We start from the raw sequence: 11,447 nt of genomic DNA on the forward strand, positions 1-11,447 counted from the left end.
ATACGTCTTATCATTCACCCAAGAAACAGGACCGGACCGCCTGACCGGATGGATATGTTGCTCGATCTTGTGACCACGCTGGGCGTCTTGCCGTCATAATATCCGACGTTGACATCCGCATTTTGCTCGCTTTGCGGAATAGCTGGCGCGCCCCCTGTAGGGATTTCACTGGCCGGCACAGCCTGATTTTCGCTGTTATACAGTGTCCAGTTGGCGGGATCACTCCAGTCCCCTCCGGTGGCAGGGCCTGTCCAGCGCCAGTTTGCATCATGGGCATGATAGCCAGACCCCTGCGTAGTATACTGGGACGTATCACCACCGGCAGATTCTGCTTCCAAAGCAATGTCGGTAAGATACTGATGCAAATCTGTTTTATCAGTATCTGTGTTTTTGTAAGAAGGACTGTGGTTATTCATTTGAGTAAACCGATCGAAAATTAAAAATTCTCGTGTCTTTAAATACAGATTAAATAATGTCGAAAAGATACCATATGGTAGGAGGGTTTTTTATAGAGAGTGGAATTTTAATATTTCAGAAAAAATGTGATGTTTATTATATTAAAAGAGATTTTTGTCTCATTTTTAATATTTGGAAAAGGATCAATTTATTTACAGCGTTAAGCTCAAGAGCTTTTCCTGAAAACCGGTCTTTCCGCGCTATTAACAGAGCACGATTGATCACCTGTATTTAGGAAAGATCCGGTTTCAGGCAGATATACGCGTTCAAATGGTCATTAGGCCTGCAAGCATGTTCTGCAACATGTCTCTGCTGCAGAATCAGACACTCCGCCCACCCGGTGGCGCGGCCAGACGGGCCGCCAGAACGCTGCCTGCTGCCTGTTTTTTGCCGCGCACCACGGCGGTATCCAGTGCGGAGAGAAAGGCGGAGCGATCTTTTTTGGTAAAGCTTTTCCCGCCGCCCAGCATGGTGCCGGTGGAGCGGAGGTCTTCCATCAGGTTGCGCATGGCCAGCGCCATGCCGATGGCGTTTTCATCCAGAATGCGGCCATTAGGGTTCAGCACACAGGCTTTTTTTGCCACGCAGCGGGCGGCCAGCGGGATGTCTGATGAAATCACAATGTCATGCGCTTTGACGTGTTCGGCAATCCAGTCATCCGCCACGTCCATGCCGTCCGTCACCACAATGCGCTCAATCTGCGGGGAGGCCGGGGCCGCCAGCAGGCGGTTGGAGACCACATAGGTTTTCAGCCCGTGGCGTTCAGCCACCTGATAGGTTTCATCCCGCACCGGGCACGCATCGGCGTCAATAAAAATACGTATCATGCTCTGAGTCCTAGGCCGCGTAGCTGCATGGTTGCAAGGGATACAACGGATGGACTGCACCTGCTGCGTGGGGCGTGGCGGAGCAGCATGGCGGCCTGAGACGCATGATCTGCCCCGGAAGCTGCGGCAAAGGGGATAGCCCGGTGGTGGCAGTTTGCGGTAGGGAAGGGGCTGAACACGATAGCTCAAGGTTTTATATGCGCACTCCCCGTTCTGGCCGTCCGCCTCGCCGCTCGCGCGGCGCTTCTCCCGCTGGGCGCGAGGGGGCCGCACCCGCTGGCGCCTGCTGGCTGTTTGGCACCCACGCCGTGGCAGCCGCTCTGGCTAACCCGAACCGCGTGTTTCAGCGCCTGCTGGTGACGGAGCCTGAGCATCCGGCGCTGCTGGCAGCTAAGGAAGCCGGGGCCGTAATCCGCATTGAGCCGGAAATTGTCCAGCGTGCCCGTCTGGATGACATGCTGGGTGAGGACGCCGTGCATCAGGGCGTGGCCGTTCTGGTCAAGGCGCTCCCTAACCTGACGCTGGAAGAAGCGCTGGAACGCCCCGGCCCGGTGCTGGTGCTGGATCAGGTAACGGACCCACGCAATGTGGGTGCAATTCTGCGGTCTGCCGCGGCTTTTGGTGCAGCCTGCCTTGTTGTGCAGGACCGTAACGCGCCGGAAGAAACCGCCGTGCTGGCCAAAGCCGCCTCCGGCGCGCTGGAAACGGTGCCGATGGTGCGGGAAGTCAATTTGTCTCGCGCGATTGAAGCCTTGCAGAAAGGCGGCTGCTGGACCGTCGGGCTGGATGCGGGTGGTGGCCTGCTGGATGGTCCGTCCTTCAAGGGCCGCCGTGTGGCCCTCGTGCTGGGTGCGGAAGGCAAAGGCCTGCGCCGCCTGACGCGTGAAAGCTGTGATGAAATTGCCGGGCTGTATATGCCGGGCGAGATGGAAAGCCTGAACGTGTCCGTGGCCGCAGCCGTCGGGCTTTATGAACTGGCGCGGGAACGCATGCCCAGCACATACCAGCCCCCGGCCACAAAGAAGCCCACGTAAGAGCCAATATCGGCGCCGTCCAGCCAGCGGGCGACGGGGCCGGTATAAAGCTGGCTTTCAGAAAACAGCAGGATGGTCAGCACGGAGGTCACGGCAAAAATCGTGGCTCCATAGGTCCAGCCCGGCGGCACCGGGCGCGGCTGGCGAGTGCCGCAATACCAGTCAGCCAGCACAATGCCGATCCACGGGGCAATCCAGTACATGGTGACCAGCAGATAATCCGTATAAAGCGCGGTGTAACGCCCGGCACCGGCCACAGCCAGTCCATAGCCCAGCAGTGCGGTCAGGATGGCAGCAGCCACACGTGGCACATGCAGACCGGCGGAAATCAGGCTGTAGCTGGCCGTATTATCATTGAATGAATTGCCGGTGATGGAAGACAGCGCAATCGCCGCCAGCGCCACGGCCCCCAGCGGCCCCATGGCCTGCTGGAGTGAGGCAATCACGGCCGTTGGCGAGGGATTAGCCACGCTCCCGGCACTAATCAGCCCCAGAATCTGGAATGGAATAGCCGAACTCAGCAACCCGGCCAGCGCCAGCCACACAACCTTTTTCGGGTTGGTATCAGCAGGCAGATACCGCGTGTAGTCCGAGGAATAGGATGCCCAGGAGAGGTTGAAGCTGACCAGAATCCCCGTGGCCAGCAGGAAGGTGGACAGGCTGACCGGGTGATGTGCTGCAATGGGGGCAGAGCCACGCACGGCAAAGACCACACCCATCAGAATGAACGTCACCAGCAGCAGTCCGCCCAGATATTTCTGCACGGCCTGCACCACATGGTGCCCGTAAATGGAGGCCACCATCTGCACGGACGCCAGAACCGCCAGTGCGAACCAGAAGGGCAGGGAGACGCCCGCCAACATCAGCAGCGCCATCAGGGCTGTGGCGGCGGGCACGTTGTTTACCGCATCCCACCCCACGCAGTAAATCCAGTTGAGGAAGGCGGGAGGCCGCACACCCAGCCGCCCCAGCGCGCGGCGGGAGGCTTCCATCTGCGTCAGGCCGGTGGCCGGGCCGATGGAGGCCGCAAGGGCGACTGGCAGCGCGCCAATCAGGTTGCCTAGCAGGACCGCCAATACGCCGGTCTTGAAGTCTAGTCCCAGACTGACGAGCAGCGCCCCCGTCACCCAGCCGCCCGGCCCCAGATTGGGGGAGAAATGGCTCCAGAAGACTTTGTCGAGCGCCATGGTCTTCTGGTCCGCAGGCACCGGCTCCCGCACGGAGGCTTCGGAGAGCTCTTCCATCATGGAGTGCTGGCTGGAGGCAGGGCCGGAAGAGGCGGGGGGCTTTGTCATGCCGGGTCAGGTCCTGAAAAAGGCGGGGCGGAAGAGGCGCGTTAAGACAGATCCGGCTCCGGCATGCTGCCAGCAGCGCCGGTTGGCTGATGATTATAATAAGCTTCGGCCAGACGGATAGGCAGAAGATCCATAAAGCGAGACCCGGCAACCAGCCAGCGCGGAAACACAATGCGCCGTTCATTCCGCCGCAGTCCACGCAGAATACGGCGGCTGGCATTATCCACATCCGTCAGCCCCGGCATGGGGAAATGATTGCGGGCGACCATGGGGGTGTTGAGAAAGCCGCAGACGACGGAGGTCATCAAAATCCCGGCCTGCTTCATATTGCCGCCCGTGGCGACCATGAAGCGATCGACCGCTGCCTTGGAGGCGCTGTAGGACGGAGTGCCGGGGTAGGAGACAATACCTGCGACAGAGGAAATGGCGCAGATGCGCCCCCGCATGCCATCATCCGCGCGCGGCTGGCGGCGCATGATCTGCAGGGCAGGCAGCACGGTGTTCAGCACGCCCTGCACATTGGTTTCAAACATCCGGCGGATCTGCGCGTCTGGCTCATACGGGGCATCGTCCGGGGCCGGGGCGCTGCGGGTGCCACCGGTAATGCCGGCGCAGGCCAGAACCATGTCCAGATGGCCGGTATTATGCACCCATTCTTCCATGCCGAGGCGGTCCGTCACGTCACAGAGTCGGATTTCTGCTGCCGCCCCGCGGGAGATGCACTGGCGGGCCGTGTCGGTCAGGCGGTCACTATTACGCCCACCCAGAAAGAGCCTGCGGCCCGGCCGGGCCAGCGTCAGAGCCAGCGAGCGCCCCAGTCCGGATGACGCGCCGGTAATCAGAACGGTATCGTGTTTCATGTCGCCCTCTTAACCCGAGACTGTTAGAAGATCTCCCCATTATGGCACCCTGACGGCGCTTGTGGCAGAGACGCTGGGTGAGTGGTGAGTTGAGAACACGGAATAGGATGGAACGGCGGTATGTCGAACGCAGGGTCTGAACAGGGTAAGGGCATCAAACGTCGGGGTGTGTGTTTTGTCATTTCCGCGCCGTCGGGGGCGGGGAAATCGACCATTGCCAACGCGTTGCGAGCGTCTGAACCCAGACTGCGCCATTCTGTGTCCGTCACCACCCGGCAGCCGCGCCCCGGTGAGAAGGAAGGCGTGCATTACCATTACCGCACCATGGAGCAGTTTGAAGAGATGGCCGCCAACGGCGAGCTGCTGGAATGGGCCATTGTCTTTGGCCGGGGCTACGGCACCCCCCGCGCGCCCGTAGAAGAAGCGCTGAATGCCGGGCACGACATGGTGTTTGACATCGACTGGCAGGGCCACCAGCAGATTCGCAAGGCGCTGCCCGATGATGTGGTGAGCCTGTTTGTGCTGCCGCCCTCTCTGGCAGAGCTGGAACGCCGCCTCCATTCCCGCGCATCGGACCACCCGGATGAAATTGCCCGCCGCATGGCTGCCGCACGGGATGAAATTTCCCATTGGCGGGAGTTTGATCATGTGGTGGTCAATACAGAACTGGACCGAGCGATTTTTGAAGCCCGCGCGGTGCTGACAGCCGGACGCCTGCTGACGAGACGGCAGACGGGGCTGGCCGATTTTGTGCAGACCTTCGGAGCCTGATGGGTATGGATTTTTCGTCAGTTTCGGTCCTCTGCCTTGGGGATGTGATGCTGGACAGGTTCCTTTACGGAACCATGGAGCGGATTTCGCCAGAAGCTCCGGTGCCGGTGCTGCTACTGGACTCCCGGCGGGAAATGCCGGGCGGGGCGGGAAACGTCGCCAATAACGTTATCTCTCTGGGTGGCCGTGCCATTCTGGTGGGGCTGGTCGGGCAGGATGAAGCCGGGGGTGTGCTGCGGGATGCTCTGGGCAAGCAGGCCCGCGTGGTGGATGCCACTGTCTGTTCACCCGCGCGCCCCACCATCTGCAAGACGCGGTTTATTGCCGTGCATCAGCAGGTGGTCCGCGCGGATGAGGAAAGTCGTGCTCCGCTCCAACCGGAAGAGGCCGAGGCGTTGTGCCATGCAATTGATGCGCAGATTGATCAGGTTCAGGCCGTTGTGGTGTCGGATTACGGCAAGGGCGTGTGCAGCCCCACCGTGCTGACGCATGTGTTCACCATGGCCCGCGCACGTGGCATCCCGGTGTTTGTGGACCCCAAAACGGCGGATTACAGCCAGTATCGCGGGGCTACCTGCATTACGCCGAACGCGAAGGAACTCGCTCTGGCCTCCGGCATGCCGGTGGGGACGGAAGCGCAGGCGGAGCTGGCAGCCCGCACCGTCATGGCGCAGGCCGATGCCTCGGCTATTCTCGCCACGCGGTCGGAAAAAGGCATGATGCTGGTCCGGCGCGACGGCCCGGTGCTGTCTGTGCCTGCCCGTGCGCGGGAAGTGTTCGACGTCTCCGGCGCAGGCGATACCGTGATTGCCACCATGGCGCTGGGCGTTGGCTCTGGCATGTCGTTCGAGCAGGCCATGCGTGTGGCCAATGCGGCCGCAGGCGTTGTGGTGGGCAAGCTGGGCACGGCTACGGCAGATATTCAGGAAGTGCAGCACGAACTGGAGGAACAGTCCGGCCCGGATGACATTCCGCATCTGCTCCCGCTCTCCGCAGCCTGCGCGCAGGTGCAGCGGTGGCAGGCGCAGGGGCTGAAGGTCGGCTTTACCAATGGCTGCTTTGATATCATCCATCCCGGCCATGTCGGCCTGCTGGCGGAAGCTCGCGCGGCGTGTGACCGGCTGGTGGTGGCGCTGAATACCGATGCCAGCGTCAGCCGCCTGAAAGGCCCGACGCGCCCCGTGAATTCCCTGGACTCCCGTGCGCGTGTGATGGCCGCTATCCGCTATGTGGATGCCGTGGTGTCCTTTGATGAGGACACGCCGCTGGAAACCATTCGCGCACTGATGCCAGATGTGCTGATTAAAGGGGCGGATTATAAACCGGAGCAGGTTGTGGGGGCAGATATTGTGCAGAGCAATGGCGGGCGGCTCGTGCTGGCCACTCTGGCCGCAGGGCATTCCACAACGGCTACGATTGGACGGATTCAGGGATCATGAGTCGCACACTTCCTCCAAATCCTCTGACAGATGCCCAGACAGATGGCGCACCGCTGCCGCTGGTGGCGGCGCGGGACCGGTTTTCTGACTGGCTGTTCCAGAAGGCGCTTCCCTTCTGGGCGACCACGGGGTGTGATGGCACGCCGCATGATCTGGCCTTGCTGGGCGCGCAGGAATCTCTGACGCTGGAGGGAGAGCCCGCTCTGCCGCCGTTCAAGCGGGTCAGGGTGCAGGCGCGGCAGTTGTTTGCGTTCTCATGGGCGGCCTTGCAGGGATGGGAAGAAGGTGTGTCCCGTGCCCACGGTATTTTCCGCTTCATGCTGCGTGCGCGGCGTGAAGATGGCGGATGGGTGCGGACCCTCACGCGGGAAGGGGCTGTGAAGGACAACACGGCAGACCTGTATGATCTCGCATTTGTCGTGTTCGCACTGGCCTGGTACGGGCGGCTGGAAGGCTCCGGCCGGGCGGAAACGCTGGCGCGGGAAACGCTGGTCTGGATCCAGAAAAATATGGCCACACCAGACGGTGGCTTTCTGAACAGCCTGCCGGATGACGGCGCAGCCCGGCAGCAGAACCCGCACATGCATCTGCTGGAAGCCGTGCTGGCGCTGTATGTCACCACAAAGCACGAGCCTGATCTTGCTCTGGCGCATACGCTGTATCGCCTGTTCCGCACCCGCTTTTTTGATCCTGTCACGGGCACGCTGGGCGAGTTCTTCACAAAGGACTGGCAGCTAGCACCCGGTGAAGCCGGACAATGGGTTGAGCCGGGGCATCATTTTGAATGGGTCTGGCTTCTGGGTGAATATAGCCGCCTGACGGGCGTTGATACGTCCGAACCCGCCATGCGGCTTGCCAGCTTTGCCACCCGTTTTGGCATGGTGCCGGAAACGGGCCGGGTGCGTGATGGGCTGCGGCGGGATGGCACCGTGCTGCGGGGCGGCTCCCGCCTGTGGGTGCAGGGGGAAGCCCTGCGCGGTGTGCTGAGCCAGGATAAGCAGGACAGCCGGGGCATGGCGGTGCGTCTGGCGGACAATCTGCTGGACCATTATTTTACCGGTTGCCCGGTAGGCACATGGGTGGACCAGCTGGATGCGGCAGGCGCGCCTGCGGTCACAAAAATTCCGACCAGCTCGCTCTACCACATCATCACCGCGTATGATGCGCTGGATCAGGCGGCAAAGCTGGCCATAAAAGCGGCTCTTCCCAAGCGTTAGAGCGCCTAAAGCGTGATATTCCGGTCTGGCTACGGTCAGGCCACCTCCCGCATGCAGCGGGGACGTATGCGTCTTGCCGGTGATGCCGGAAGACGCGTGCTTCAGGACCTGATAGAACCAATGGCGTGAGCATGACCCAGACCCAACCCGCGCGGCAGGAAGAAGAAACGCTTCTGTCGCTCTCCCTTCGCCATCCTCCTGCCAACCTTGAAGCAGAGCAGGCCCTTCTGGGCGCGCTGCTGACGAACAACCGGGCGTATGACCGCGTTTCGGACTTTCTGACCGGCGCGCATTTTGCCAATCAGGTCAATGGCCGCATTTATGATGCCATTGCCCGCCGGATTGAAAACGGCCAGCTGGCGGACCCCGTGACCCTGCGGGCCGAGCTGGAAAATTCCGGCATCCTGAATGATGTAGGCGGCATGGCCTATCTGGCCAAACTGCTGACCTCCATGGTCGGGATTATCAATGCCGGGGATTATGGCCGCGCCATTCATGATGCGTGGATCCGTCGCCAGTTGATTGATATTGGCGAGACCGTGGTGAACAGCGCGTTTGGCACAATCTCCGACCTCTCCGGCCCCGACCAGATTGCTGCGGGGGAAGAAGCGCTGTTCCGTCTGGCGACTGAAAAAGGTCAGGATGGCGGCTTTGTGGTGTTTGACCGTGCCCTGACCGACGCCATTAAAACAGCCGAACTGGCCTTCCGGCGGGAAGGGCATGTGTCCGGCCTCACATCTGGCCTGCGCGACTTGGACAAGAAAACCGGTGGCCTGCATCCGTCGGATCTGATGATCCTGGCTGGTCGTCCGGCCATGGGTAAAACGGCGCTGGCTACCAAAATTGCCTTCTCCGCAGCCCGTGCGCTGATGATTGAGGCGGAAGAAAAAGGGCCGGGTGTTGAGCCGACCGGCACCGTTGCCATTTTCTCGCTGGAAATGTCGGCTGAACAGCTCGCGACCCGTATTTTGTCCGAGCAGGCGGAGGTTTCCGGTGAAAAAATCCGTCGTGGTGACATTGGCCAGAAAGAGTTTGACCGCTTTGTGCGCGTAAGCCGTGAACTGGCCCGCCTGCCACTGGTGATTGACGATACCCCGGCTATCTCCCTCTCTGCCATGCGCACCCGCTGCCGCCGCCTGAAGCGGACGCGTGGATTAAGCCTTGTGGTGGTCGATTACCTCCAGCTGATGCGCCCCTCCGTTGGTACGCGCCCGGAAAGCCGCGTTCTGGAAATTTCCATGATTACACAGGGTCTGAAGGCAATTGCGAAGGAGCTGGAAGTGCCGGTGATAGCGCTCTCCCAGCTTTCTCGTCAGGTGGAAAGCCGCGAAGATAAACGCCCGATGCTCTCGGATTTGCGTGAATCCGGCTCGATTGAGCAGGACGCGGATTCCGTGATGTTTGTGTATCGAGACGAATATTATCTCCAACAGCGTATGCCCAAGGAAACAGCGTTTGATTCCATGGAGAAATATGGAGCCGCGCTGGATGACTGGCAGCGCAAAATGAGCCTTGTGCACAACAAGGCCGAACTCATTCTGGAAAAACAGCGTCACGGCCCCACCGGCGTCGTGCATCTGTTCTTTGAAGGTGAATTCACACGCTTTGCCGATCTGGATATGGTGCATGAGGAGCCGCATCACTAAGCGAGGCGCTTGAGGCGTCTGACGCCGATAATCACCCCGGACAAAAATATGCAGAAGACACCACACAATAAAGGCAGTGCGACAGCCCAATGTGTGGTGGTTTTCCGCAGCCATGCCTGAAAATCCAGATCGTGAAACCCGTAAACCAGCCAGCGGGACTGACGGGCGGGCAGGTCTAAAATGGCCAGAACCTCGCCGGACTGGCCGTCGAGATAGGTGCGGGTGCCATCTGCCGCTTCCGCCCGCCAGACGGGGAAGTGGCGCTTATGCATCGGGCGGCTGAAATAGTAGGCGTCCGCACCGGTCAAAAATGTCAGAGTATCAGGTGTTTTCAGCAGGTTTTTGGAAAACAGGCTTTGAGCAATCTGTTCTCTGGTGAGCGGAGCCGGGGTCAGGGTCTCATCAAGTCGTTGCAGGCGAGAGCCCTGCCTGACCTCCATGAAAATATGCCCGTTCAGTAAAGCTGTTTTTACACCAGACCAGTCTTGTGGGGCGGTTGAGATAAGCCGGGAGAGCTCAGTCTGGATGTCTTCCCCCGTCATGGTGCCCGTCACGCGCAGCGGGCTGACTGCGTTTGGGTTGCTCTGAAACATCCCGGCGGGGGACATGGTGAGTAGGCCGGTTGTAATCCAGAGCAGGGCAAGCAGACCAAAGACCGTGCCGCCAAGATGGTGGACGCAGTGCCAGCCCCGGTATGGTGTGAAAGGGGCTGCCCGGCGCAGCCGCAGGAGACCAATCCACAGCCCGGTGACTGTCAGAAAAACACCTGTGCCAGACAGCACAATCACTACATTTTTCCATAGTAAAGGGTGCTTGCGCAGCACGGCCGGATACAACCAGTGGGGGATGGCACCGGCCCATGCCCACAGGCGCGTGGCGCGGGTTGTGGCCTGCACCACTTCGCCCGTCAGGGAGGACACGTAAACCTGCGTGTGCGCGGTATCCGGGAACACAAAGCGGTAAAAACCATTGTCCCGGCCGTGGGTATCCAGCACCCACTGGTCATCCGTGGTTAAGCCGGCAAACACGGGCTGGCCCTCAGCACCCGTTGTCTGCGCATACCGTAAGGCGCTGAAGGCCGCGTCCGCAGGGGCAATGCGGCCAGCACGACCGGTGCGCAAATCCAGCGCAAACGGAGGCCCGTCTTCTGGGGTGAGAGTCAGAACCGGTTCCTGCCCAACCATGCTGATCTGGAACGCCTGAAAGCGTTTGTTGCTGTCCAGATCCCGCAAATCAGGACGGGTTGCAGGCCAGTGGATGGGGGCCGGAACGGCAGAGAGCGCACGGGCATCAGGCTGCGGCCATGTATGCCAGAGCATGACAATGCCGGACGCGCACCAGGCCGCCATAAGCAGGGCCATGCCAATCCCCAGCCATCGGTGCGTGAGATACAGCGCCCTGCGGAACGTCTTCTTCATACAGGGGCGTTATACAGGCTCATGGCGGCAGCCTGTGCGCCGCGTGCCCAGTGCACGGCCACATAAGCCTGCACAATGCGTTGTGCGGCAGCCGGTTCCATGTCCAGCGTGAGCGGGGGGATGGTTTCAAGATATTCGGTGGCCGTGAGCAGAAGGGGGCGAAACGCCTCTTCCAGCGCAGCACCCCGTTCCCGGTGGAGGGTAGGCAGGCTGGGCGTCAGCTTCAGGAAAAGGGCGTGTCCGTTCCGGGCAATAGCCTCTTCCGGCTCCGGGGGCGGGAGCAGGGCAAGGCGGGCGGCTTGCAGCGCATAGGTGCGGGAGGGACAGGTGCGCAGCAGTCTGGCAAATGCCGGATGAAATGCCTCAGCACCCGGAGCAGGGCGAGGCAGGGGGGAGAATGGTCCCACGGCGGTACACTCCTGCCTTCCGGTACATCCCGCCCGGCGGCACGGTCAGAACGACAACAGCAGGTCTCCTGGCTTGC

The 11,447-nt window shown here is 60.9% G+C and carries 11 protein-coding genes; 5 read left to right on the forward strand and 6 right to left on the reverse strand.

Going from position 1 to position 11,447, the window contains the following annotated elements:
• Positions 1 to 14: 14 nt before the first annotated feature.
• Positions 15 to 365: a hypothetical protein gene (locus AD930_RS00245; RefSeq protein WP_156476774.1), complete on the reverse strand. Its 351-nt coding sequence runs from the start codon at positions 363 to 365 to the stop codon at positions 15 to 17.
• A 411-nt stretch (positions 366 to 776) separates the two neighbouring features.
• Positions 777 to 1,283 carry a YaiI/YqxD family protein gene (locus AD930_RS00250; protein ID WP_043553147.1) on the reverse strand — a complete coding sequence of 169 codons (507 nt, stop codon included), beginning with the start codon at positions 1,281 to 1,283 and terminating at the stop codon, positions 777 to 779.
• Between the two features lie 197 nt (positions 1,284 to 1,480).
• On the opposite strand from AD930_RS00250, the gene rlmB reads away from it, so the two are divergent.
• Positions 1,481 to 2,317: a 23S rRNA (guanosine(2251)-2'-O)-methyltransferase RlmB gene (gene rlmB, locus AD930_RS00255; protein ID WP_043551964.1), complete on the forward strand. Its 837-nt coding sequence runs from the start codon at positions 1,481 to 1,483 to the stop codon at positions 2,315 to 2,317.
• Here the strand turns inward: rlmB and AD930_RS00260 are convergent.
• Both AD930_RS00260 and AD930_RS00265 read right to left on the reverse strand, forming a co-directional pair.
• Complete coding sequence (locus AD930_RS00260) at positions 2,251 to 3,612, reverse strand: purine-cytosine permease family protein (RefSeq protein ID WP_061504691.1); 1,362 nt, start codon at positions 3,610 to 3,612, stop codon at positions 2,251 to 2,253. The two genes, rlmB and AD930_RS00260, sit on opposite strands and share 67 nt — an antisense overlap.
• 41 nt (positions 3,613 to 3,653) lie before the next feature.
• Positions 3,654 to 4,472, reverse strand: a complete 819-nt coding sequence (locus AD930_RS00265) for an SDR family NAD(P)-dependent oxidoreductase (protein ID WP_061491695.1) — start codon at positions 4,470 to 4,472, stop codon at positions 3,654 to 3,656.
• Between the two features lie 120 nt (positions 4,473 to 4,592).
• On the opposite strand from AD930_RS00265, the gene gmk reads away from it, so the two are divergent.
• The 4 genes from gmk to AD930_RS00285 all read left to right on the forward strand — a co-directional run bounded on the left by gmk (position 4,593) and on the right by AD930_RS00285 (position 9,545).
• Entirely contained in the window at positions 4,593 to 5,243 is a 651-nt protein-coding gene (gene gmk / locus AD930_RS00270; RefSeq protein WP_043551970.1) for a guanylate kinase, read from the forward strand.
• Between the two features lie 5 nt (positions 5,244 to 5,248).
• On the forward strand, positions 5,249 to 6,682 hold the full coding sequence (rfaE1, locus tag AD930_RS00275) for a D-glycero-beta-D-manno-heptose-7-phosphate kinase (protein WP_061504695.1): 1,434 nt from the start codon (positions 5,249 to 5,251) through the stop codon (positions 6,680 to 6,682).
• Positions 6,679 to 7,899 (forward strand): AGE family epimerase/isomerase, encoded by a 1,221-nt coding sequence (locus tag AD930_RS00280; protein WP_061504692.1) that lies wholly within the window; start codon positions 6,679 to 6,681, stop codon positions 7,897 to 7,899. The genes rfaE1 and AD930_RS00280 overlap by 4 nt, the downstream gene beginning before the upstream one ends.
• Positions 7,900 to 8,030: 131 nt before the next feature.
• On the forward strand, positions 8,031 to 9,545 hold the full coding sequence (locus tag AD930_RS00285; RefSeq protein WP_156102579.1) for a replicative DNA helicase: 1,515 nt from the start codon (positions 8,031 to 8,033) through the stop codon (positions 9,543 to 9,545).
• Here AD930_RS00285 and AD930_RS00290 read toward each other — a convergent pair.
• Both AD930_RS00290 and AD930_RS00295 read right to left on the reverse strand, forming a co-directional pair.
• Positions 9,542 to 10,963 (reverse strand): PepSY domain-containing protein, encoded by a 1,422-nt coding sequence (locus AD930_RS00290; protein ID WP_061504693.1) that lies wholly within the window; start codon positions 10,961 to 10,963, stop codon positions 9,542 to 9,544. The two genes, AD930_RS00285 and AD930_RS00290, sit on opposite strands and share 4 nt — an antisense overlap.
• Positions 10,960 to 11,370 carry a hypothetical protein gene (locus AD930_RS00295; protein WP_061504694.1) on the reverse strand — a complete coding sequence of 137 codons (411 nt, stop codon included), beginning with the start codon at positions 11,368 to 11,370 and terminating at the stop codon, positions 10,960 to 10,962. Before AD930_RS00295 ends, AD930_RS00290 begins: the two co-directional genes overlap by 4 nt.
• Positions 11,371 to 11,447: the final 77 nt, after the last annotated feature.

The sequence above is a fragment of the Acetobacter malorum genome, assembly GCF_001580615.1.
GTDB classification, from domain to species: Bacteria; Pseudomonadota; Alphaproteobacteria; order Acetobacterales; family Acetobacteraceae; genus Acetobacter; species Acetobacter malorum.

What these genes read in the sequence shown, in the direction of transcription:
- AD930_RS00265 (WP_061491695.1), bottom strand. Translation starts at nt 4,472, where the DNA reads ATGAAACACGATACCGTTCTGATTACCGGCGCGTCATCCGGACTGGGG.
- AD930_RS00280 (WP_061504692.1), top strand. Translation starts at nt 6,679, where the DNA reads ATGAGTCGCACACTTCCTCCAAATCCTCTGACAGATGCCCAGACAGAT.
- rlmB (WP_043551964.1), top strand. Translation starts at nt 1,481, where the DNA reads ATGCGCACTCCCCGTTCTGGCCGTCCGCCTCGCCGCTCGCGCGGCGCT.
- AD930_RS00285 (WP_156102579.1), top strand. Translation starts at nt 8,031, where the DNA reads ATGACCCAGACCCAACCCGCGCGGCAGGAAGAAGAAACGCTTCTGTCG.
- AD930_RS00290 (WP_061504693.1), bottom strand. Translation starts at nt 10,963, where the DNA reads ATGAAGAAGACGTTCCGCAGGGCGCTGTATCTCACGCACCGATGGCTG.
- AD930_RS00250 (WP_043553147.1), bottom strand. Translation starts at nt 1,283, where the DNA reads ATGATACGTATTTTTATTGACGCCGATGCGTGCCCGGTGCGGGATGAA.
- rfaE1 (WP_061504695.1), top strand. Translation starts at nt 5,249, where the DNA reads ATGGATTTTTCGTCAGTTTCGGTCCTCTGCCTTGGGGATGTGATGCTG.
- gmk (WP_043551970.1), top strand. Translation starts at nt 4,593, where the DNA reads ATGTCGAACGCAGGGTCTGAACAGGGTAAGGGCATCAAACGTCGGGGT.
- AD930_RS00260 (WP_061504691.1), bottom strand. Translation starts at nt 3,612, where the DNA reads ATGACAAAGCCCCCCGCCTCTTCCGGCCCTGCCTCCAGCCAGCACTCC.